The 19,203-nt window shown below is 65.8% G+C and carries 31 protein-coding genes; 29 read left to right on the plus strand and 2 right to left on the minus strand.

Going from position 1 to position 19,203, the window contains the following annotated elements:
• Position 1: 1 nt before the first annotated feature.
• From C5C07_RS10900 to C5C07_RS11025, 26 genes are all read left to right on the plus strand, one after another.
• Positions 2-424 (plus strand): 30S ribosomal protein S19, encoded by a 423-nt coding sequence (locus C5C07_RS10900; protein WP_004974913.1) that lies wholly within the window; start codon positions 2-4, stop codon positions 422-424.
• Positions 425-427: 3 nt separating this feature from the next.
• Complete coding sequence (locus tag C5C07_RS10905) at positions 428-889, plus strand: 50S ribosomal protein L22 (RefSeq protein WP_004042608.1); 462 nt, start codon at positions 428-430, stop codon at positions 887-889.
• Complete coding sequence (locus tag C5C07_RS10910) at positions 889-1,797, plus strand: 30S ribosomal protein S3 (protein ID WP_004974914.1); 909 nt, start codon at positions 889-891, stop codon at positions 1,795-1,797. The genes C5C07_RS10905 and C5C07_RS10910 overlap by 1 nt, the downstream gene beginning before the upstream one ends.
• Entirely contained in the window at positions 1,798-2,010 is a 213-nt protein-coding gene (rpmC, locus tag C5C07_RS10915; RefSeq protein WP_004062417.1) for a 50S ribosomal protein L29, read from the plus strand.
• Position 2,011: 1 nt separating this feature from the next.
• The gene (locus C5C07_RS10920) at positions 2,012-2,443 is read left to right on the plus strand and encodes a ribonuclease P protein component 1 (protein WP_049967753.1); all 432 of its coding nucleotides are present in this window, start codon (positions 2,012-2,014) and stop codon (positions 2,441-2,443) included.
• Positions 2,434-2,778 (plus strand): 30S ribosomal protein S17, encoded by a 345-nt coding sequence (locus tag C5C07_RS10925; RefSeq protein ID WP_049905065.1) that lies wholly within the window; start codon positions 2,434-2,436, stop codon positions 2,776-2,778. Before C5C07_RS10920 ends, C5C07_RS10925 begins: the two co-directional genes overlap by 10 nt.
• A complete protein-coding gene (locus C5C07_RS10930) occupies positions 2,778-3,176 on the plus strand; it encodes a 50S ribosomal protein L14 (RefSeq protein WP_004974917.1) in 399 nt (132 codons plus the stop codon). Before C5C07_RS10925 ends, C5C07_RS10930 begins: the two co-directional genes overlap by 1 nt.
• Before the next feature lies 1 nt (position 3,177).
• Positions 3,178-3,534, plus strand: a complete 357-nt coding sequence (gene rplX / locus C5C07_RS10935; protein WP_004974918.1) for a 50S ribosomal protein L24 — start codon at positions 3,178-3,180, stop codon at positions 3,532-3,534.
• The gene (locus tag C5C07_RS10940; RefSeq protein ID WP_004974919.1) at positions 3,531-4,232 is read left to right on the plus strand and encodes a 30S ribosomal protein S4e; all 702 of its coding nucleotides are present in this window, start codon (positions 3,531-3,533) and stop codon (positions 4,230-4,232) included. Before rplX ends, C5C07_RS10940 begins: the two co-directional genes overlap by 4 nt.
• Entirely contained in the window at positions 4,229-4,747 is a 519-nt protein-coding gene (locus C5C07_RS10945) for a 50S ribosomal protein L5 (protein ID WP_004974920.1), read from the plus strand. Before C5C07_RS10940 ends, C5C07_RS10945 begins: the two co-directional genes overlap by 4 nt.
• The gene (locus tag C5C07_RS10950) at positions 4,744-4,920 is read left to right on the plus strand and encodes a 30S ribosomal protein S14 (protein ID WP_004042587.1); all 177 of its coding nucleotides are present in this window, start codon (positions 4,744-4,746) and stop codon (positions 4,918-4,920) included. The genes C5C07_RS10945 and C5C07_RS10950 overlap by 4 nt, the downstream gene beginning before the upstream one ends.
• Before the next feature lie 3 nt (positions 4,921-4,923).
• Positions 4,924-5,316, plus strand: coding sequence for a 30S ribosomal protein S8 (locus C5C07_RS10955; RefSeq protein ID WP_004042581.1), 393 nt, complete (start codon positions 4,924-4,926; stop codon positions 5,314-5,316).
• Positions 5,317-5,320: 4 nt separating this feature from the next.
• A complete protein-coding gene (locus tag C5C07_RS10960; protein ID WP_004974940.1) occupies positions 5,321-5,857 on the plus strand; it encodes a 50S ribosomal protein L6 in 537 nt (178 codons plus the stop codon).
• Positions 5,857-6,564 (plus strand): 50S ribosomal protein L32e, encoded by a 708-nt coding sequence (locus C5C07_RS10965; RefSeq protein WP_004974943.1) that lies wholly within the window; start codon positions 5,857-5,859, stop codon positions 6,562-6,564. Before C5C07_RS10960 ends, C5C07_RS10965 begins: the two co-directional genes overlap by 1 nt.
• Entirely contained in the window at positions 6,564-7,019 is a 456-nt protein-coding gene (locus C5C07_RS10970; RefSeq protein ID WP_004974946.1) for a 50S ribosomal protein L19e, read from the plus strand. Before C5C07_RS10965 ends, C5C07_RS10970 begins: the two co-directional genes overlap by 1 nt.
• Complete coding sequence (locus tag C5C07_RS10975; RefSeq protein ID WP_004969595.1) at positions 7,019-7,573, plus strand: 50S ribosomal protein L18; 555 nt, start codon at positions 7,019-7,021, stop codon at positions 7,571-7,573. Before C5C07_RS10970 ends, C5C07_RS10975 begins: the two co-directional genes overlap by 1 nt.
• A complete protein-coding gene (locus tag C5C07_RS10980; RefSeq protein WP_049905066.1) occupies positions 7,570-8,214 on the plus strand; it encodes a 30S ribosomal protein S5 in 645 nt (214 codons plus the stop codon). The genes C5C07_RS10975 and C5C07_RS10980 overlap by 4 nt, the downstream gene beginning before the upstream one ends.
• Positions 8,214-8,678, plus strand: coding sequence for a 50S ribosomal protein L30 (locus C5C07_RS10985; RefSeq protein ID WP_004974952.1), 465 nt, complete (start codon positions 8,214-8,216; stop codon positions 8,676-8,678). Before C5C07_RS10980 ends, C5C07_RS10985 begins: the two co-directional genes overlap by 1 nt.
• On the plus strand, positions 8,675-9,172 hold the full coding sequence (locus C5C07_RS10990) for an uL15m family ribosomal protein (protein WP_115805067.1): 498 nt from the start codon (positions 8,675-8,677) through the stop codon (positions 9,170-9,172). Before C5C07_RS10985 ends, C5C07_RS10990 begins: the two co-directional genes overlap by 4 nt.
• A gap of 3 nt (positions 9,173-9,175) precedes the next feature.
• Complete coding sequence (gene secY, locus C5C07_RS10995; RefSeq protein WP_004974957.1) at positions 9,176-10,645, plus strand: preprotein translocase subunit SecY; 1,470 nt, start codon at positions 9,176-9,178, stop codon at positions 10,643-10,645.
• A gap of 164 nt (positions 10,646-10,809) precedes the next feature.
• Entirely contained in the window at positions 10,810-11,532 is a 723-nt protein-coding gene (locus C5C07_RS11000) for a hypothetical protein (protein WP_050459673.1), read from the plus strand.
• 101 nt (positions 11,533-11,633) lie between these two features.
• Positions 11,634-11,990: a hypothetical protein gene (locus tag C5C07_RS11005; protein ID WP_050459672.1), complete on the plus strand. Its 357-nt coding sequence runs from the start codon at positions 11,634-11,636 to the stop codon at positions 11,988-11,990.
• Complete coding sequence (locus tag C5C07_RS11010; protein ID WP_050459671.1) at positions 11,987-12,928, plus strand: alpha/beta hydrolase; 942 nt, start codon at positions 11,987-11,989, stop codon at positions 12,926-12,928. The genes C5C07_RS11005 and C5C07_RS11010 overlap by 4 nt, the downstream gene beginning before the upstream one ends.
• Before the next feature lie 70 nt (positions 12,929-12,998).
• A complete protein-coding gene (locus tag C5C07_RS11015) occupies positions 12,999-13,487 on the plus strand; it encodes a hypothetical protein (RefSeq protein WP_050459670.1) in 489 nt (162 codons plus the stop codon).
• 102 nt (positions 13,488-13,589) lie between these two features.
• The gene (locus tag C5C07_RS11020) at positions 13,590-14,831 is read left to right on the plus strand and encodes a TIGR00300 family protein (protein ID WP_004974966.1); all 1,242 of its coding nucleotides are present in this window, start codon (positions 13,590-13,592) and stop codon (positions 14,829-14,831) included.
• A 116-nt stretch (positions 14,832-14,947) separates the two neighbouring features.
• Positions 14,948-15,637, plus strand: coding sequence for a hypothetical protein (locus C5C07_RS11025; protein WP_004974969.1), 690 nt, complete (start codon positions 14,948-14,950; stop codon positions 15,635-15,637).
• Positions 15,638-15,667: 30 nt separating this feature from the next.
• Here C5C07_RS11025 and C5C07_RS11030 read toward each other — a convergent pair whose 3' ends face one another.
• On the minus strand, positions 15,668-16,069 hold the full coding sequence (locus C5C07_RS11030) for a universal stress protein (protein WP_008095356.1): 402 nt from the start codon (positions 16,067-16,069) through the stop codon (positions 15,668-15,670).
• Between the two features lie 50 nt (positions 16,070-16,119).
• A complete protein-coding gene (locus tag C5C07_RS11035) occupies positions 16,120-16,278 on the minus strand; it encodes a DUF1059 domain-containing protein (protein ID WP_081605197.1) in 159 nt (52 codons plus the stop codon).
• A gap of 180 nt (positions 16,279-16,458) precedes the next feature.
• Between C5C07_RS11035 and C5C07_RS11040 the strand changes: the two genes are divergently transcribed.
• The 3 genes from C5C07_RS11040 to C5C07_RS11050 all read left to right on the plus strand — a co-directional run bounded on the left by C5C07_RS11040 (position 16,459) and on the right by C5C07_RS11050 (position 19,202).
• Positions 16,459-17,466, plus strand: a complete 1,008-nt coding sequence (locus C5C07_RS11040; RefSeq protein WP_004974975.1) for a PGF-CTERM sorting domain-containing protein — start codon at positions 16,459-16,461, stop codon at positions 17,464-17,466.
• A complete protein-coding gene (locus tag C5C07_RS11045) occupies positions 17,454-17,828 on the plus strand; it encodes a hypothetical protein (RefSeq protein WP_115805068.1) in 375 nt (124 codons plus the stop codon). Before C5C07_RS11040 ends, C5C07_RS11045 begins: the two co-directional genes overlap by 13 nt.
• 63 nt (positions 17,829-17,891) lie before the next feature.
• Complete coding sequence (locus C5C07_RS11050) at positions 17,892-19,202, plus strand: phosphoribosylamine--glycine ligase (RefSeq protein WP_004974977.1); 1,311 nt, start codon at positions 17,892-17,894, stop codon at positions 19,200-19,202.
• Position 19,203: the final 1 nt, after the last annotated feature.

A 19,203-nucleotide genomic window follows, 5' to 3' on the forward strand; every position in this document is an offset into this window, starting at 1 on the left:
CATGAGTACGCAATACCGCACCGGCCGCGAAGGTGAGTTCACCTACCGCGGCTACACGCTCGACGAGCTGCAGGACATGGAGCTCGACGAGGTCGCGGAACTGCTCCCCGCTCGTCAGCGGCGAACCATCACCCGAGGCCTGTCGGCCGAGCACGAGAAACTGCTCGCGAAGGCTCAGGACAAGACGGAAGAGGAGACGGCTAACACGCCGATTCGAACGCACCTGCGTGACATGCCGATTCTCCCCGAATTCGTCGGTCTCACCTTCGCCGTCTACACCGGCCAGGAGTTCGAACGCACCCAGATTCAGCCCGAGATGATCGGTCACTACCTGGGCGAGTTCCAGCTGACCCGTAGCTCGGTCGAGCACGGTCAGGCCGGTATCGGCGCGACCCGGTCTTCGAAGTTCGTGCCCCTCAAGTAAACCATGGGAATCAACTACAGCGTCGAGGCCGACCCGGACACCACGGCCAAGGGTATGCTCCGGGACCGGCCCATCAGCATCAAGCACAGCAAGGCCATCTCCCGAGCCATCAAGGGGATGCCCGTCGCCGACGCAGAGGAGTACCTCGAAGCCGTCATCGACGGCGAGCGGTCGGTTCCGTTCAAGCAGCACAACTCCGGTGTCGGTCACCGAAGCGACATCGACGGCTGGGACGCGGGACGGTACCCCGAGAAGGCGTCCAAGGCGTTCCTCGAACTCCTCGAAAACGTTCGCAACAACGCGACCGAACAGGGGTTCGACGGACCGGCCATGGAGATCAAGCACGTCGCCGCCCACAAGGTCGGCGAACGTCAGGGTCGCAAGCCCCGTGCCTTCGGTCGGGCGGACCCGTGGAACACCCCAATCTGTGACGTCGAACTCATCATCGAAGAGGTCGAGGAATAATGGCTGACGAACACCAATTCATCGAGAACGGACTGCAGCGGTCCCAGATCGACGAGTTCTTCGCCGAAGAGCTCGGCCGAGCGGGCTACGGCGGCATGGACGTCGCCAAGACGCCGATGGGCACCCAGATCGTGCTCAAGGCCGAAAAGCCCGGGATGGTCATCGGGAAAGGCGGGAAGAACATCCGTAAGGTCACCCGCGAACTCGAAGAGCGATTCAACCTCGACGACCCCCAGATCGACGTGCAGGAAGTCGACGAGCCGGACCTCAACGCCCGGATCGTCGCCGACCGCCTCGCCAACGCGCTCGAGCGCGGCTGGTACTTCCGTAAGGCGGGCCACACGACCATCGACCGCATCATGGACGCCGGCGCCCTCGGTGCCGAAATCGTCCTCTCCGGTAAGGTCACGGGCGCTCGCTCCCGCGTCGAGAAGTTCAACCGCGGCTACATCAAGCACAACGGCGAGCCCGCACAGGAGATCGTCGACGAGGGCCAGGGCGTCGCAGTCATGAAGCTCGGCACCATCGGCGTGACGGTCAAGATCATCCCGCCGGGTGCGAAGCTCCCCGACGACTTCGAAGTCGAGGAAGACGCGAACCCCGAAGCGGTCGAACAGATCGAAGAGACCGAGAGCGTCGAGGACCTCCTCGAAGAGGAGCCGGAGGAAGTTCCGGACGTCTCCGAGGAGGCCGACGCCGAGACGGACGCAGTCGACGAAGACGTCGTCGAGGAAGCGGCCGTCGAAGCGGTCGAAGAAGAAGTCGTCGACGAAGCCGACGACGAGGACGACGAAGCGGTCGAGGAAGTCGTCGACGACGACGAAGAACTCGACGAAGACGTCGCCGAAGAGGCGGCCGACCTCGTCGCGGAGATGGAAGACGACGACGAAGAAACGGAGGAAGAATAAATGGCGATCCTCTACACCGAAGAGATTCGCGACATGACGCCCGCAGAGCGCACCGCCGAGCTCGAAGAGCTCGAGACGGAGCTGCTCAACGCGAAGGCCGTGCAGGCCGCGGGTGGCGCGCCGGAGAACCCCGGCCGCGTCTCTGAACTGAAGAAGACCATCGCCCGAATCAAGACGATTCAGGGCGAAGAAGGCGACCTCGACGAAGAATAAAATGCCACTCACACCCGAGACCCTCACGCGACACGAGCTCAACGGCCTCCACGTGGAGGTCGTCGACGCGGCGAACCCCGACCTCGTCGGGATAGCCGGTCGCATCGTCGTCGAGACGATGCACACGCTCATGGTCGACGACGGGTCCCGGGTGCGGCAGGTGCCGAAACGAGGGGCGACCTTCGAATTCGAGATTCCGCGTACAGATGAAGCCGCCGGCGCCGCGAAGGCGTCGGGGACCGCGTCCAAACTTCGGTCGGATACTACTGGCGGATTTGATGCCAGTCAGTCTGATCGGCTCGCCGACTCATCATCGGCGGCTTCCCGTCCCGGGAATTGCGAGGGCGCGGCCTACGTTACGGTGGATGGCGCACAACTGCTCTCACGACCCGCCCTGCGCACCGAAACTACAGGTGACTCGAAATGGCGATAGGACTTGACGTTCCAATGCCTCCGGAACCAGACAATTCCGAGGCTTACGACTACGAAAAATGTCCGTTCTACGGCTCGCTCTCCGTCCGGGGTCAGACCCTGGAGGGGACAGTCGTCTCGACGGACATGGCAAAGACCGTCATCGTCGAGCGGGAGTACGACGTATTCGTTCCGAAGTACGACCGCTACATGAAGCGACGTTCCCGCATCCCGGCACACGTGCCGGGCGTGCTCGACGACGTCGCTGTCGGTGACGAAGTAACGATTGCGGAGACCCGACCTCTCTCGAAGACGAAATCCCACGTCGTCGTCGAGATTATCGGAGGTGACGAGTGATGGAAGCGCTCAAAGCGGACATCACCAAGGGTGTCGCCCGTGGCTCGCTGGTCACGTGCGCCGACAACACCGGCGCTCGTGAACTGAAGATTATCAGCGTCGCGGGTTACTCCGGCACGAAGAACCGCCACCCCAAGGCAGGCATCGGGAACAAGGTGACCGTCTCGGTCACCAAGGGTACCCCCGAGATGCGCCGCCAGGTGCTCGAAGCGGTCATCGTCCGCCAGCGGAAATCCATCCGCCGGCCCGATGGCACGCGTGTGAAGTTCGAGGACAACGCCGCCGTCATCATCGACGAGATGGAAGAGCCTCGCGGGACCGAAATCAAGGGTCCCGTCGCACGCGAAGTCGCCGAGCGCTTCGGGAGTATCGCATCGACGGCTACGATGATTGTATAGTATGACTCGACAACCGCGCAAACAGCGAACCCAGATTCGCGACGCGCCGCTCCACGAGCGGCAAAAGCAGGTCCGCGCACCGCTGTCGGACGACCTCAGCGAGGAGTACGGCAGCCGTAACGTCCGCGTCAACGCGGGCGACACGGTCGAGGTGCTCCGCGGCGACTTCGCCGGCGAAGAAAGCGAAGTCACCGAGGTCGACCTCACCGACGCCGTCATCTACGTCGACGGCGTCACCGTTGAGAAAGCCGACGGCGAGGAGGTCCCACGCCCCCTTCAGGCCAGTAACGTCCGCGTGACGGAACTGGACCTCGAAGACGACGTGCGCGAGGCCCGACTCAAGGAGGATAACGAATGACTCGACACCAGAAGCGACTGTCCGTACCGAAGTCCTGGCCGGTCGAGCGCAAGACAGGCACGTTCACGGTCAAGGCCGGAGCGGGTCCGCACGGCGAAGAGGGGGTTCCCCTCCTCATCGTCCTGCGCGACGTGCTCGGCTACGTGGACTCGAAGAAGGAGGCCCAGTACGCCCTCAACCACCAGAGCATTCTGGTCAACGGCGACGTGGCTTCCGACGTCCGCCGTCCCATCGGGATGTTCGACATCCTGGCGTTCGTCCAGCGAGAGGAGTACTACCGCGTCTTCCCCGACGAGGGAGGCCGCCTGGCGCTGACCCCCATCGACGCCGACTCGGCATCCAGCCGTCTCGGTAAGATCGTGAACAAGACGCAGGTCGGCGGTGGCGACTTCCAGCTGACGCTCCACGACGGGGCGACCCTCATCGTCGAGGACGCCTCGGAGTACAGCGGCAAGGACTCCATCGTCGTCGACAACGAGACGAAGGACGTCGTCGCGCACTTCCCCTACGAGGAAGGCGCGCTCGTCACGGCCGTCAACGGACGGCACTCCGGCGAAATCGGCGAAATCACCGAGATTATCGTCACGCCCGGCAGCGGGAACAACTCCGTTGTCGTCGAGACCGAAGACGGCGAGTTCGAGACGGTCGAACAGTACGTCGTCGTCATCGACGAGAACTTCACGGGTGATGACGAATGAGCGAGGCTGACTTCCACGCGATGCGCGACCCGCGCATCGAGAAGGTCGTCGTCCACATGGGCGTCGGCGAAGGTGGTCGCGAACTCGCGAAGGCCGAGGACATCCTCGAGGAGATCACCGGTCAGGAGAGCGTTCGCACGATCTCCGGCCGCGCCTCGCAGGACTTCGGCGTCCGCCGCGGCGAACCCGTCGGCGCGAAGGTCACCCTCCGTGGTGACACCGCCGTCGAGTTCCTCGAAACCGCACTCCCCATCGCGGACCTCTCCGTCTCGTCGTTCGACCAGACGGGCAACTTCGGCTTCGGCGTCGAAGAGCACACGGAGTTCCCGAGCCAGGAGTACGACCCGCAGATCGGTATCTACGGGCTGGACGTGACGGTCAACCTCGTCCGCCCCGGCTACCGAGTGAAAAAGCGCGACAAGCGTTCCCGCCAGATTCCGTCGTCCCACCGGATGACCGTCGAGGACGCCGTCGCGTTCATCGAGTCCACGTTCGACGTGGAGGTTGAAGAATGAGCGATAGCGAAACAGAACAGACGGGCGAGCACGCATCCCGCCGCACCGGCCAGGAGAACGAGTGCCGGCGCTGCGGTCGAAAGCAGGGACTTGTCAGCAAGTACGACATCAACCTGTGCCGCCAGTGCTTCCGAGAGATCGCCCGCGAGATGGGATTCAAGAAGTACCGATAAGCAATGGCTGACAACGACCCACTCAGTAGCGCTCTCTCCGGTGTGGACAACGCCGAGAGCGTCGGACATCTGTCCCACGAGATCCAGCCCGCCTCCAACATCATCGGCTCCGTCCTCGAGGTCTTCTACGACCGCGGGTACATCGACGGCTTCGAGTTCGTCGACGACGGCAAGGCCGGTCTGTTCGAGGTCGAACTGAAAGGCGCAATCAACGATTGTGGCGTCGTCAAGCCCCGGTATTCCGCCGGAGCCGACGACTTCGAGAAATGGGAGAAGCGATTCCTCCCCGCCCGTGACTACGGCGCGCTCATCGTCACGACGAGCCACGGCGTCATGAGCCATTACGAGGCCCGCGAGAAGGGCATCGGTGGCCAGATCATCGCCTACGTCTACTAGAACAATGAGCCGAATAGAAATCGAAATCCCGGACGAGGTATCCGCCGAGGTCAAAAACCTCGAGCTCACCATCGAGGGCCCCAACGGAAGCGTCACCAAGCGCCTCTGGTACCCGAACGTCTCGGTCTCCGCCGAAGACGACGCAATCGTCATCGAGAGCGACGTCGAGAACGCGAAGACCAACGCGACCATCGGTACCTTCGAGAGCCACGTGAACAACATGCTTCACGGCGCGACCGAGGGGTGGGAGTACAAGATGGAAGTCCACTACGCTCACTTCCCGATGCAGGTTAGTGTCGAAGGGAGCGACGTGGTCATCAAGAACTTCCTCGGCGAGAAGTCCCCGCGACGAGCGCAGATTCGCGGCGACACGGACGTACAGGTCGACGGCGAAGAACTCACCCTGACGGGCTCCAACAAGGAGGACGTCGGGCAGACCGCCGCCGACATCGAACAACTCACCCGCGTCAAGGACAAGGACACTCGCGTGTTCACCGACGGCGTGTACATCACCCAGAAACCGCAGACTGGTGATGCCTAATGTCGGAAGAAATCACCGAACTCGAAGACATCAGCGGCGTCGGCCCGTCGAAGGCCGACGCACTCCGCGAAGCCGGCTTCGAGAGCGTCGACGACGTACAGGCCGCGAGCCAGTCCGAACTGGCCGAGGTCGACGGCATCGGTAACGCGCTCGCCGCGCGTATCAAAGCCGACGTCGGTGGCCTCGAGGTCTCCGACGAGGCCGAGGCCGAAGTCGAAGACGAGTCCGAAGCCGAGCCAGAGGAAGAGGAAGCCGAAGAGGTCGAGACGGAGCTTCAGCCCCGCGGTCACGCGGACAAGAAGCCCCAGCTCGACGAGGAAACCGCGGAAGCCCTGGCGCAGAAGCGCCGCGAGGGCAAGCCGCAGTTCAACCGGCAGGACCACCACAAGAAGAAGCGCACGCCCACGTCGTGGCGTCGCCCCCGTGGTGGGCTCTCCAAACAGCGTATCGGCATCAAGGGCAAGGGCCCCAAGGTCGAGGCGGGCTACCGCACGCCGAAGGCCGCCCGCGGCCTGCACCCGTCGGGCTTCGAGGAGGTCCGCGTGTTCAACACGGACGACCTCGAAGGCATCGACGGCGATACGCAGGCAGTTCGCATCGCCTCCTCGGTCGGCGCGCGCAAGCGCGAGCGCATCGAGGAAGCGTGTGAGGACCGCGAGATTCGCGTCCTCAACCCCACCTACGTCGAAGTCGAGGTGGACAACTGATGACGGACCTCAAAGCGCAGAAGCGAATGGCGGCCGACGTCCTCGACGTCGGCAAGGGTCGAGTTTGGTTCGACCCAGAGGAACAGGCCGAAATCGCGGAGGCCATCACGCGCGAAGACATCCGTGAACTCGTCGACGAGGGCACGATTCGCGCCAAGGACGCCAAGGGCAACTCGAAGGGTCGCGCACGCGAGCGCGCCGCCAAGCGTTCCTACGGTCACCGCAAGGGTGCCGGCTCCCGCAAGGGCCGTTCCGGCGCTCGACAGAACAAGAAAGACGCATGGGTCAGCCGAATCCGCGCCCAGCGCCGTCGCCTGAAGGAGCTTCGCGAGGACGGAACGCTCGACCGTTCCCAGTACCGCACGCTCTACAACAAGGCGTCCGGTGGCGAATTCGATAGCGTGGACCGGCTCGAAGCGTACATTCAGAACAACTACCAGGTGGAGATTCAATAATGGCGACCGGACCACGATACAAGGTTCCGATGCGGCGTCGCCGCGAAGTCCGGACCGATTACCATCAAAGGTTGCGCCTGCTGAAATCGGGCAAGCCCCGCCTCGTTGCTCGCGTGAGCAACAAGCACGTCAGGGCGCAGCTGGTCACTCCGGGCCCGCAGGGCGACGAGACCCACGCTGCAGCGACCTCTGCCGACCTCGACGAGTACGGCTGGGAAGCCCCCACGGGCAACCTCCCGAGCGCGTACCTCACGGGGTATCTGGCAGGTAAGCGGGCGCTGGCCGCCGGCGTCGAGGAAGCGGTCCTCGACATCGGCCTCAACACGGCCACGCCCGGAAACAAGGTCTTCGCGGTGCAGGAGGGTGCTATCGACGCTGGCCTCGAAATCCCCCACAACGATGCAGTACTCGCTGACTGGGACCGCAACCGCGGTGTCCACATCGCCGAGTACGCAGAGCAGCTCGACGAGCCGCTCTACAGTGGAGACTTCGATGCCACGAACCTCCCCGACCACTTCGACGAAGTGCTCGGGAACCTTCAGGAGGACGAATGAGCAGAAATAACAACGGCTGGGAGCCGCGAACGCGGCTCGGCCGCATGGTGCAGAACGGCGACGTCACGTCGATGGACCAGGCGCTCGAGACGGGACTTCCGCTCAAGGAACCCCAGCTCGTCGACCAGCTCCTTCCCGGACTGGACGACGAGGTGCTCGACATCAACATGGTCCAGCGCATGACCGACTCCGGCCGCCGGGTGAAGTTCCGGTGTGTCGTCGCAGTCGGGAACCGTGACGGCTACCTCGGCTACGCTGAGGCCCGCGACGACCAGGTCGGCGGTGCCATCCAGAAAGCCATCGAGGTGGCGAAACTGAACATCATCAAGGTAGACCGCGGCTCGGGGTCGTGGGAAGACCGCGCAGGCGGCCTCAACTCCCTCTCGCGCAAGGCAGAGGGCAAGGCCGGCTCCGTGACGGTCCGCATCATCCCCGCCCCGCAGGGTCTCGGCCTCGCGGCCGCAGAGACCGTCCGGAACATCCTCGAACTCGCCGGCATCCAGGACGCCTGGACCAAGAGCGACGGGAACACCCGGACCACGGTCAACCTCGCGAAGGCGACCTACAACGCGCTCAAGAACGCGTCGCAGTCTCGTACGCCGCAGCGCGCTCGTGAAGTGCGTCAGGAGGTGCGCGAATAATGCAGGCTATCGTTCAGCTTCGCGGTGAGGTCAACATCGCACAGGACGTCCGCGACACGCTCTCGATGCTCAACATCCACCGCGTGAACCACGCGACGTTCGTGCCGGAAACGGACGCCTACCGCGGGATGATCTCGAAGGTCAACGACTTCGTCGCGCACGGCGAGCCGAGCGTCGACGTCGTCGAGACCCTCATCAGCACGCGCGCCGAGCCCGAGCAGGGCGACGGCGACATCACCGACGAGTGGGTCTCCGAGAACACCGACTACGACGACGTGGCCGCGCTCGCGCAGGCCATCGTCGACGAGGAGACGACGCTGCGAAAGCAGGGCGTCTCCCCCGTGCTCCGTCTGCACCCGCCGCGCGGCGGTCACCGCGGACAGAAGCACGTCACCAAGGAAGGTGGCCAACTCGGAAAGCACAGCACCGAACAGATCGACGAGCTCCTGGAGGACATGCGATGACGTCCAAGAAGCGACGCCAACGCGGTTCCCGCACGCACAGCGGCGGTACGCACAAGAACCGACGCGGTGCCGGTCACCGCGGCGGTCGCGGCCGCGCCGGACGCGACAAACACGAGTTCCACAACTACGAGCCGCTCGGCAAGCACGGCTTCAAGCGACCGGACGTCCTGCAGGACGACGTCGCCGAAGTCAAGATCCAGAAGCTCGACGAGGACGCGGCGCTCCTCGCGGCCGACGGAGTCGCCGAGAAGGACGGCGACACCTACACCATCGACGCCCGCGACGTGGCCGAGGACGGCTGGGAAGCGGACGTCGTGAAGGTGCTCGGTGGCGGGCAGGTTCGTAACGAACTGCACATCGTCGCCGACGCCTTCACCGCCGGTGCCGTCGAACTCATCGAAGAGGCGGGCGGCAACGCCGAACTCTCCGAACGCGCCGAAGAAGCGGCGGAGGCCGAGGAATCGGCCGACGCCGACGAGGACGACGAGGAATAAATCATGGGATGGAAGGACGCCGCCGAACCAGTGCTGGCGCGGATGCCCGCAGTCGCCCGACCGGAGGGACACGTACCGTTCCGCCGGAAGCTCGGGTGGACTGGCGGTATCCTCGTTCTGTACTTCTTCCTGACGAACGTGACGCTGTTCGGCGTCGACGCCGCGACCGCGAACGACCTGTTCGGTCAGTTCCGGTCCATCTTGGCCGGCCAGCAGGGCTCGGTGCTCCAACTGGGTATCGGTCCAATCGTCACGGCGAGCATCGTCCTACAACTGCTTGGCGGTGCTGACCTGCTCGGGCTCGACACGGACAACAACCCGCGCGACCAGATCCTCTATCAGGGTCTGCAGAAGCTGCTCGTCGGGGTCATGATCGTCCTGACGGGTCTACCGATGGTGTTCGCCGGCAACTTCCTGCCGGCCGACCAGGCCGTAGCGGCGTCGCTCGGCATCGGTACGCTCGGCGTGAAGGGACTCATCTTCGCGCAGATCGCCGTCGGTGGTGTCCTCATCCTGTTCATGGACGAGATCGTCAGCAAGTGGGGCGTCGGCTCCGGGGTCGGCCTGTTCATTATCGCCGGCGTCAGCCAGCAGCTCGTCGGTGGGCTGTTCAGCTGGGAGGGTCTCGGCGGCGCGTCCGGGTTCTTCCCGACGTGGATCGGCATCGTCACCGGTGCCATCGAACTGCCGGCCTCGCCGACCGACCTGCTGTCGACGATCTTCCTCGGTCAGGGACAGCTGCTCGCGCTCGTCACGACGGTGCTCATCTTCGGCATCGTCGTCTACGCCGAGAGCGTCCGCGTCGAGATTCCCCTCTCGCACGCCCGCGTGAAGGGTGCCCGCGGTCGCTTCCCGGTCAAGCTCATCTACGCGAGCGTCCTGCCGATGATCCTCGTCCGCGCCCTGCAGGCGAACATCCAGTTCCTCGGGCGCATCCTCAACAACTCGTGGGCCGCCATGCCAGCGTGGCTCGGCCAGTACACGAGCGGGCAGGTCACCGGTGGCCTGTTCTACTACCTCGCGCCCATCCAGTCGCGGTCCGACTGGATGTGGTTCCTCGGGCTCACGTCGGCCGACCCGCTCGACATCGCCATCCGCGTGCTCATCGACCTGGTCTTCATGATCGTCGGTGGCGCGGTGTTCGCGATATTCTGGGTCGAGACGACGGGCATGGGTCCGGAATCGACCGCGCGACAGATTCAGAACTCCGGGATGCAGATTCCCGGGTTCCGACGCAACCCGCAGGTCATCGAGAAGGTCATGGAGCGGTACATCCCGCAAGTGACCGTCATCGGTGGCGCGCTCGTCGGCCTGCTCGCCGTCATGGCGAACATGCTCGGCACCATCGGCGCAGTCTCCGGGACGGGGCTGCTCCTTACGGTCTCCATCACGTACAAGCTGTACGAGGAGATCGCGGAGGAACAGCTCATGGAGATGCACCCGATGATGCGCAACATGTTCGGCTCCGAATAGCGAGCACCGACGCGCTCGACTGCCGCCGCACGCTCGCGGCGAACGTCACTTCCACATCACCTCATTTCTGACGCGCTCGCACCGAGAGCGGCGCGACCGCCTCGAACCACCGTACCGCCGGACAATCCGGCCACTTTTGACTGCCGCCGCCGGAACAGCGGGGTATGCACGAGGGGCGACTCGCAGTCGACATCGAGACGGCCAGCCCGAACGGCCCGCCGAGCGACTTCCGGAACACCGACGACTTCGAGTTGGTCGCCGTCGGCCTCGGCCACCGGGGCGACGGCGACGACCCCGAGGTCGAAGTCGAAGTGCTCCTCCGCGACGGCGACTGGTCGCTTGAACACACCGCCGACCTCCTCCGACGGGTCGTCGAGTGGTGCGAGGCGCGCGACGAGGGCGTCGTCACCTACAACGGCGAGTACTTCGACGAACACCACCTCCGCGCGTGGGCCGACCGAGTCGCCGACGCCGGCGTCTGGGCGGACGCGCCGCGTCGAATCGACGCGCTGTTCGCCGACCACGTCGACCTCGGAACCCTCGCCGCGGACGCGTACCCGGAGGCGGTCCGTCCGAACCGCGACATTCCGGCGCTGTGGAAGGCGTGCAAGGAAGCCGGCGTCGACCAGCCGACCGTCTGGTACGACGACTACGACCTCCCGGCGGGCTACCTCGAACGCCTCGGCATCGAGGACGGCCACGTCAAGGGAGCCCACGTCGGGGAGGCGTTGGGCGAGGCGTACGTCGACGGCGTGGTCGCGGGGCTCGGACACACGCGGACGCACGCCGAACTCACTCGGCTCCTCGTCGACTACGCCGCCGGCGACATCGAACCGCTGTTTTCGCTCCACGACGCGCTCCGCCGGGCCGGCGCGACCGCGGACTGAATCGTTTCCCCCTGCCGACCCGGCTCGACACCGTCGGTCGGGCCCGCGCGTCGTCCTGTCTCGCGGCAAACGTTTAGCCGCCGGCAGTCGTATCGCGTGGTATGAACGACCTCGAACCGACGGCCGCCGTCGAGGAGGCGCTCCGCGGCAACGGCATCAGCGTCGAGTCAGTCTCGCTCGACGACGCCGTCTCGCTGACCTATCTCACGGCGTTCCCGGACGTCGAACCCGACCACGGCGAAGTGGGGCGGGCCGTCACGGCCTTCCTCGACCTCGCTCGCGACGACGAGTTCAACCCGAGGACCGTCGAGGCGACGGTGCTCCGAAGCGAGGGCGACGTGCAGGCGACGTGGACGCTCGAAGCCGACTGGATTCGCGCGTACAACGACTACTCGCTGGACGACGAGGAACTGTCCCAACGCGTTCTCGACAGCCTCTACGAGGAGGGAGACGCGTGAGCGCGTGGCGTCACCGCGGCGAGCCGCCCGCCGCGCGCGGTCCGCGCCGACCCTCCCACTTCGAGTACTCCCGCGTCGCGTTGACCTTCGAGAGCGAGGGGACGAACTGCGCGGGCTGGCTCTACCGCCCCGACGGCGTCGAGTCGCCGCCGGTGGTCGTCATGGCGGGCGAACTCGCCGCGGAGCGTCGTTTCGGTCTCCGCCCCTACGCCGAGCGACTGGCCGAGGCGGGCTACGCGGCGTTCCTCTTCGACTACCGGAACACCGGTGATTCCGACGGGGAACCCCGGAATCTCGTGGACCCCGACTCGCAGGTCGCCGACTGGCACGCCGCGCTCGACGGACTCCGCGGGCGCGACGAAATCGACTCGCGCTCGCTCGTCCTCTGGGGGGCGGGGCTCTCCGGCGGCTACGCGCTCCGCGCGGCAGCCGAAGACGGTCGGGTCGCCGCGGTCGTCGCCCAGAACCCCATGCTCGACGGGAAGGGGGTCACGCGGGGCCGAGGCGTCAAAGGGACGCTCGCGGCGGTCGCCGCCGCCGTCCGCGACAAACTCCAGTCGCGGCTCCTCGGCCCGTATCGCGTCCCCGTCGTCGGCGACGGCTCGTCGATGGCGGTCTTCGAGGACCCCGGCGTGCGCGCCGCCTACCGCGACCTCGTGCCCCCGGGGAGCGCGTGGCGAGACGAGACACCCGCTCGGCTGTTCCTCTCGCTGCTCCGCTACCGGGCGCTCCCCGACCCGGAGGCCGTCACCTGCCCGGCGCTCCTCGTCTCGGGGACGCGCGACGACCTCGCGCCCGCCGACGCGGTCGCCGCCCTCGCCGACGAGTTACCGGAGTCGACGCTGGTCGAACTCCCCGCCGGTCACTTCGACCACTACGACCGGGCGTTCGAACAGACGTTCGGCCACCTCCTGTCGTTCCTTCGAACGGTTCGCTGACGGGGACGAGTCACCTCGTTGAACGCTCGCGCGAACCATTATGTCCTCGCCCGGCCTATACCACACAGAAATGTCCACATCCACACGTTTCGTCTCGTTGTTCCTCGCCGTCGCGCTCGTCGCGGTGGCCGCGTCCGCCCCGGTGTTCGCACAGTCCGAGACGCCGAGCGACGAGGAGATGCAACAGCTCCTCGAAGAGGGCGTCGCGCTGTACAACGATAACGTCGAACAGCTCGACGTCTCGTTCGCGCGGAGCCTCATCGCCGGGAAGACGGTGAACGTCTACGTCGAAGACGGCGACGAGACCCACGTGTTCTCGGCGTCGGTGCAAGACGACATGCGCATCGACGACATCTCCACCGGCCCCAACGACGAGGCGTCGACCCGAATCACGACGGACCGACAGACCCTCGAAACCATCGCCGACTCGCCTGACCCGCTCGCGGAGGTTCAAGACGCCCTCGCCGACGACCGCATCCGCGTCTCCGGCGAGAAGGGCCACCCCGTCGACCAGGTCGTCTGGACCGTCGCCAACACGTTCAAGGGCTTCTTCCTCTGAACACGGGCCGAACCGAACTCCGTCCGACTCCGTCCGACTCCGTCTTTTCTCCGCGTCATCGCGTCCGTAACCCACTTTGCCGCCTCTCCCGTCTCTCCGTCGATGACGTTCACGCGAACGGTCGAACTCGACGGCCACATCATCGACTCGGGGATGATGCAACAGGCCATGGGCATCGTGATGGACCTCGGGGGGGACTTCGACGTCGAGCAGTTCGACGTCGGCCGGCAGAAAGACGAGACCTCCTACTGCCGGATGTCGGTGTCCGCGGACGACCGCGAGACCCTCCAGGAGATACTGCACGAACTCCACCAAATCGGCGCGAACCTCACGGACCCCGTCGACGCCCGCGTCGAGGCCTCGCCGGCCGACCGGGTCGTCCCCGTGGGCTTTTATTCGACGACGAACCACCCGACCGACGTTCGGTATCAAGGCGAGTGGCTCCCGGTCGAGGACATCGAGATGGACTGCGCGATAGTCATCGAGGAGACCGAAACCGGGCCGCGCGCCTACACGAAGGTACTCAACGGCATCGAGGAGGGCGACCTCGTCGTCACCGACGAGGCGGGGATTCGCGTCAAGCCGCCGGAACGGCCCCGCGACGCCTCCGGTCCCTTCGGGTTCATGCAGGGCGGCGTCTCCTCGGAGCGACCCTCGGAATCGCTCATCGGCGAGGTGGCCGACGCGCTCCGCGAGACGAAGGCAGACGGCGGGAACGTCCTCGTCGTCGCCGGGCCGGCGCTCATCCACTCGGGCGGCGGCGACGCGCTCGCAGAACTCGTCCGCGAGGGCTACGTGGACATGATTTCCGCCGGCAACGGCTTCGCCACCCACGACATCGAACGCGGGCTGTACGGCACCTCACTCGGGATGGACATGGAGACGATGGAACACCCCCGAAAGGGCCACAAACACCACATCTACACCATCAGCGAGGTCATCCGCGCCGGCGGCATCGCCGAGGCCGTCGAGGAGGGACTCATCAAAGAGGGCGTGATGTACGAGTGCGTGAAAAACGACGTGCCGTACGTCCTCGCGGGGTCGATTCGGGACGACGGCCCGCTTCCCGACACCATCACCGACACCATCGAGGCGCAGAACGCCATCCGCGAGCAGGCCCACCGCGCCGACATGGTGCTCATGCTCTCGACGCTCCTGCACTCGGTCGCCGTCGGGAACTGCCTGCCCTCGACGGCGAAGACCGTCTGCGTGGACATCAACCCCGCGACCGTCACGCAACTGCTCGACCGCGGCTCCTCGCAGGCCATCGGCATGGTCACGGACATCGGGACGTTCGTGCCGACGCTCGCCGAGAAGGTGCTCGAAGCGGACGGCGAGAACTGAGCGGGTCGCTCGCGGTTCGCCCCGCGCCGCCCCGTCTGACGTGTCTATTATGACCCCGGGTGGCCTCTCTGTCCTGTATGCAACCCACAGCAGCGCGAGTGCTTCTCGCGGCACTCATGGTTCTCCTCGCCGGGTGCGGGGGCGGCGTCGGCGGCGACGCCACGACCGCGACCGACGCATCGACGGGTGCGACAGACGCGACCGCGACAGCCACCGACGGCGAATCGGCCGACCAGAGCGGCGACGGCGACGCCGAACGGTCCTCGTTTTCGTTCAACGGGACGTGGGACCAGCGGTACCGGACCGGGCAGTACTACCGCTACGACATCACGAGTCCGAGCATCGACGGCACCGCCACCTACGAGTGGGAGGTCGTCTCCGCGACCGACGACGAGGTGACGATTCGGACGAAACTGGTCACGCCCAACACGACGAGCGAGCAGACCGTGAGCGCGCCGCCGGACGAGATTTACGGCGAACTCGCCGGAAGCCCGTCGGGCTCGGTCGCTACCATCGGCTTCGACTCGCCGTACTACAGCGGGGTCGACGGCGAGACGCTCCGCGTCGGCGACGGCTGGGAAGCCTCGGGCGAAAACGGCAACGTGAGCTTCAAAGTCGAGGAGATATCCACCTACGCCGGCCTGGAGTGCGCGAACTTCGTCGTCCGGACGAACGGGAGCGTCTTCTGGGAGAGCTGCGTCACGCCGGAGAGCCCGCTGCCGGGCTACATGGCGTTCTACGAGGAGGAAGGCGACGAAGAGCCCGCGTTCGAGATGGTACTCGTCGAGTACCGAGCCGGAGACTAACGCGGCCGCGGTCGACCTCGGACGCGACGATTAGACTTTTTCCAGCGGGACGACCGCCATCGGGATGTTCGAGTTCAACAGCACGTCCTGTGCCGTGCTGCCGAAGACGATTTTCGAGGTCGGGTTGCGCTTTCGGACGCCGATGACGATTTCGTCCGCGTCCTGTTCGTCGGCGCACTGGAGGATGTCGTCGGCGGCGTCGTTACCGCGGATGTACTGGTGAGTCTCCACGTCCACGAGGTCGCCGAGACGGGAGACGACGACGTTCAGGGCGTCCTCGCCGTCGCGAACGTCCTCGCTGTCGGTCTCGTCGCCGCCGCGGTGGGAGTTGACGACGTGGAGCACGTCGCCGGCGTCGATTCGCCGCGAGAGATAGTCGCAGACTTCGGCGCTGGTGTGGACCGAGTTCGTCCCGATAACGTATGTTGCCATGCCACATATCGCTACGCCGTCCTATAAAAATCCACGCCCGACCGCGCTCGTCAGGCCTGCTTCATCATCGCCAGCACGTCGTCTCTCGTCATCTGTTTCCCGTGCTCGTCGTGGGCGTGTTCCTGAATCACTTTCACGACCTCGTTTCTGTTCTCGGAGGTCACGCTGAACCCGCACGAACACGTCGCCTGTTGCATCGCCTTCGACATGGCAGCAGAGATAGGCGCCCCGAGAGCAAAGCGTGTGTTCACACTCGTCGTGACACTCCCGCTGACGGGCGAGTCCCCGCGGCCGCGGTGTCTCTATGGCCGCGGCGTCGCCGTTGTGTCGCCCGCTCCGCCGACCCATCGGGGACAAAACATATACCCGGCCGTAAATGTCAGTCGGGTATGGAAAGAAACGCCCTCCTCACCGCCGGGGCGGTCGGCGTCGTCGTCGTGGCGCTCGTCGCCGCCGCCGTGGTTCCGGGGGTCGTCGCGGACCCGACCGACGACGGCCCCGTCCGACCCGGGCCGGTGGATGTCGCCGGCGTCTCCATCGCGGCCGGACAGGCGACGGGGGAGACGGTCACGCTCGAAATCGAGACGCGCATCGACCACCGAGGAAATCCCACGCAGAACGTGAGCGTCCTCGTCCGCGCCGTCGACGCCGAGTCGGGGCTGTTGACGACGACGCAGGAACTCGACGTCGGGACGCTCTCGAAGACGGGTGAGGTGGCGACGACGACCAACCTCACGGTCCCCCGCGAGGGCGGCTACGATATCGAGGTCGTCCTCTACAGCGACGACGAGCGGGTCGACCAGGCGCGAAAGAGCGTCCGCGGCGTCTCGGCCATCAAGCCGCCGTACCTCCGGTCGACTACCTCGTTCACCGACAGCGAGGCGCTCCCGCCCGTCTCTTTCGCCGTCGCCGAGGCCGGCGAGGACCGGACGACGCTCGACCTGACGGCGACGCTGACGAACGCCGGCGACGACCCGGCCGAGGACCTCTCGGTGATGTTCGTCCTCCGGCAGGCCGAATCGAACATCGTGGCCTCCCGAACGACGGTCGACGCGGGGACCATCGCGGCCGGCCGAACCGAGACGGTGGACGCGTCGGCGAGCGTCCCGAACGACTACAACTACTACATCGACGCCGTGTTGCTCCGCGACGGGGTCGTCATCGACACCGCCCGCGGCGCGGCGAACCTGAACCCAACGAGGACGATTAGCGTGAACCAGACCAGAGAGGACGTGGAACTCCGCGTCGAAGACTTCGAGAACGGCGACGGCGACGTGCCGCAGCGAACCGACTACGAGCAGACCGAGACCTCCTCGCAGGCACCCGGCTTCGGGCCGATAGTGGCGGTCGTGGGACTGCTCGCGGCCGTCTTCGCCGCCCGGAGGTGGTCGAAATGAGCGACGAGACGCCGACGGAGACAGCGCAGTCGACGACCGACGAGCCACCGACGGCCGACGATGACGCGTCCGGGGTGGACAGGCTTCGAGAGCCCACCCCGGAGCCGACCGACGAGGAAGAAAGCGAGAACCGGGAGTTCGCGGAGCGGATGCGACGCTACCTCGACTACGCGGTCCTCGCGGGGCTGCTGTTGCTCGCGCTCATCGCGGCGTTGCAGTTCTACTTCAACGCCAGCCAGACCATCACGACGTGGGTGAACCCCGAGTACCGCGCGCCGTTCCAAGCGGCGTTCAACCTCGTGTTGCTCCTCGGGGCGGCGCTCGGCGTCTCGGTCCAGCTTCGCCGACTGGCGAGCGACTGAGCGGTTGCCGAGCTACCTCTCACCACACACACAGTTTTCAGGCCGCCGCCCGAGTCGTGGGATATGAACTTTCTCTTCGTGTCGGCGGACGCCGCGCTCATCACCGACCTCGCGTGGCAGGTCCACAGGGAGGGCCACGACGTTCGGTACTACATCGAGGCCGAGCGCGACAAAGAGATCGGCGACGGCTTCGTCCCGAAGACCGACGACTGGCGCGCGGAGGTCGAGTGGGCCGACGTGACCGTCTTCGACGACATCTGGGTCGGCTCCGACATCGGCACCGGCGCGCTGGCGCAGGAACTCCGCGAGGAGGGACACGCCGTCGTCGGCGGGACGCCCAACACCGACCGCCTCGAAGAGGACCGCGGCTACGCGATGGACGTACTGGAGTCCCACGGCGTGAACACGGTCGAACAGCGCGTCTTCCACGACTTCGACGAGGGTATCGAGTACGTCCGGCGGAACCGCGCCCCCTACGTCATCAAGCCGCTCGGCGAGGTGCAGAACGTCAAGCGCCTCCTCTACGTCGGCAACGAGGACGACGGCAGCGACGTGGTCGAGGTGCTCCGCGCGTACAAGCAGGCGTGGGGCCACCGCATGAAGGGCTTTCAGCTCCAGCGGAAGGTCGAAGGCGTCGAAATCGCCGTCTGCGGCTTCTTCAACGGGGAGACGTTCGTCGACCCGGTGAACTTCAACTTCGAGCACAAGAAGCTCTTTCCGGGCAACATCGGCCCCTCGACCGGCGAGATGGGCACGTCGATGTTCTGGGCCGGGCGGAACCGGCTGTTCGAGGAGACGCTGGGTCGGCTCGAACCGTGGCTCGCCGAGGAGGGCTACGTCGGGAGCATCGACATCAACTGCATCGTCAACGAACACGGCATCTATCCGCTGGAGTTCACGCCGCGGTTCGGCTACCCGACGATTACGCTCCAAGAGGAGTCCTTCGAGTCGTCGACGGCGCAGTTCTTCTACGACCTCGCCCACGGCAACGACCCCGAGCTATCGGTCCACGGGGGCTACCAAATCGCGGTCCGAATCGTCCTGCCGCCGTTTCCCTTCACCGACGAGAAGACCTACGACGAGAACTCGCGGAACGCGGCGGTCGTCTTCGAGACCGACAGCCGCGAGGGCGTCCACATCGAGGACGCGAAACTCGTCGACGGGCAGTGGCGCGCCGCCGGCGAAAGCGGCATCCCGCTCGTCGTCACCGGGAAGGGCGAGACGATGCAGGAGGCGAGAAAACGGGCGTACGACCGCGTCGACGACATCGTCATCCCGAACCTGTACTACCGCGACGATATCGGCGAGCGCTGGGTAGACGGCGACGGCGACCGACTGCTCGCGTGGGGCTACCTCGGGCCGGCCGGCGAGTAGT

The sequence above is a fragment of the Haloferax sp. Atlit-4N genome, assembly GCF_003383025.1.
Classification (GTDB): domain Archaea; phylum Halobacteriota; class Halobacteria; order Halobacteriales; family Haloferacaceae; genus Haloferax; species Haloferax gibbonsii.

Excerpts from the sequence above, each read along its gene's own strand:
- C5C07_RS10970 (WP_004974946.1), top strand. The coding sequence starts at position 6,564 with ATGACGGACCTCAAAGCGCAGAAGCGAATGGCGGCCGACGTCCTCGAC.
- C5C07_RS10950 (WP_004042587.1), top strand. The coding sequence starts at position 4,744 with ATGAGCGATAGCGAAACAGAACAGACGGGCGAGCACGCATCCCGCCGC.
- C5C07_RS10955 (WP_004042581.1), top strand. The coding sequence starts at position 4,924 with ATGGCTGACAACGACCCACTCAGTAGCGCTCTCTCCGGTGTGGACAAC.
- C5C07_RS11050 (WP_004974977.1), top strand. The coding sequence starts at position 17,892 with ATGAACTTTCTCTTCGTGTCGGCGGACGCCGCGCTCATCACCGACCTC.
- C5C07_RS11035 (WP_081605197.1), bottom strand. The coding sequence starts at position 16,278 with ATGTCGAAGGCGATGCAACAGGCGACGTGTTCGTGCGGGTTCAGCGTG.
- C5C07_RS10925 (WP_049905065.1), top strand. The coding sequence starts at position 2,434 with ATGGCGATAGGACTTGACGTTCCAATGCCTCCGGAACCAGACAATTCC.
- C5C07_RS10975 (WP_004969595.1), top strand. The coding sequence starts at position 7,019 with ATGGCGACCGGACCACGATACAAGGTTCCGATGCGGCGTCGCCGCGAA.
- C5C07_RS10985 (WP_004974952.1), top strand. The coding sequence starts at position 8,214 with ATGCAGGCTATCGTTCAGCTTCGCGGTGAGGTCAACATCGCACAGGAC.
- C5C07_RS10990 (WP_115805067.1), top strand. The coding sequence starts at position 8,675 with ATGACGTCCAAGAAGCGACGCCAACGCGGTTCCCGCACGCACAGCGGC.
- C5C07_RS10980 (WP_049905066.1), top strand. The coding sequence starts at position 7,570 with ATGAGCAGAAATAACAACGGCTGGGAGCCGCGAACGCGGCTCGGCCGC.
- C5C07_RS11030 (WP_008095356.1), bottom strand. The coding sequence starts at position 16,069 with ATGGCAACATACGTTATCGGGACGAACTCGGTCCACACCAGCGCCGAA.
- rpmC (WP_004062417.1), top strand. The coding sequence starts at position 1,798 with ATGGCGATCCTCTACACCGAAGAGATTCGCGACATGACGCCCGCAGAG.
- C5C07_RS10930 (WP_004974917.1), top strand. The coding sequence starts at position 2,778 with ATGGAAGCGCTCAAAGCGGACATCACCAAGGGTGTCGCCCGTGGCTCG.
- C5C07_RS10920 (WP_049967753.1), top strand. The coding sequence starts at position 2,012 with ATGCCACTCACACCCGAGACCCTCACGCGACACGAGCTCAACGGCCTC.
- C5C07_RS10910 (WP_004974914.1), top strand. The coding sequence starts at position 889 with ATGGCTGACGAACACCAATTCATCGAGAACGGACTGCAGCGGTCCCAG.
- C5C07_RS11005 (WP_050459672.1), top strand. The coding sequence starts at position 11,634 with ATGAACGACCTCGAACCGACGGCCGCCGTCGAGGAGGCGCTCCGCGGC.
- C5C07_RS10945 (WP_004974920.1), top strand. The coding sequence starts at position 4,229 with ATGAGCGAGGCTGACTTCCACGCGATGCGCGACCCGCGCATCGAGAAG.
- C5C07_RS10905 (WP_004042608.1), top strand. The coding sequence starts at position 428 with ATGGGAATCAACTACAGCGTCGAGGCCGACCCGGACACCACGGCCAAG.
- C5C07_RS10940 (WP_004974919.1), top strand. The coding sequence starts at position 3,531 with ATGACTCGACACCAGAAGCGACTGTCCGTACCGAAGTCCTGGCCGGTC.
- C5C07_RS11015 (WP_050459670.1), top strand. The coding sequence starts at position 12,999 with ATGTCCACATCCACACGTTTCGTCTCGTTGTTCCTCGCCGTCGCGCTC.
- rplX (WP_004974918.1), top strand. The coding sequence starts at position 3,178 with ATGACTCGACAACCGCGCAAACAGCGAACCCAGATTCGCGACGCGCCG.
- C5C07_RS11000 (WP_050459673.1), top strand. The coding sequence starts at position 10,810 with ATGCACGAGGGGCGACTCGCAGTCGACATCGAGACGGCCAGCCCGAAC.
- C5C07_RS10900 (WP_004974913.1), top strand. The coding sequence starts at position 2 with ATGAGTACGCAATACCGCACCGGCCGCGAAGGTGAGTTCACCTACCGC.
- C5C07_RS10960 (WP_004974940.1), top strand. The coding sequence starts at position 5,321 with ATGAGCCGAATAGAAATCGAAATCCCGGACGAGGTATCCGCCGAGGTC.
- C5C07_RS11040 (WP_004974975.1), top strand. The coding sequence starts at position 16,459 with ATGGAAAGAAACGCCCTCCTCACCGCCGGGGCGGTCGGCGTCGTCGTC.
- C5C07_RS11025 (WP_004974969.1), top strand. The coding sequence starts at position 14,948 with ATGGTTCTCCTCGCCGGGTGCGGGGGCGGCGTCGGCGGCGACGCCACG.
- C5C07_RS11020 (WP_004974966.1), top strand. The coding sequence starts at position 13,590 with ATGACGTTCACGCGAACGGTCGAACTCGACGGCCACATCATCGACTCG.
- C5C07_RS10965 (WP_004974943.1), top strand. The coding sequence starts at position 5,857 with ATGTCGGAAGAAATCACCGAACTCGAAGACATCAGCGGCGTCGGCCCG.
- secY (WP_004974957.1), top strand. The coding sequence starts at position 9,176 with ATGGGATGGAAGGACGCCGCCGAACCAGTGCTGGCGCGGATGCCCGCA.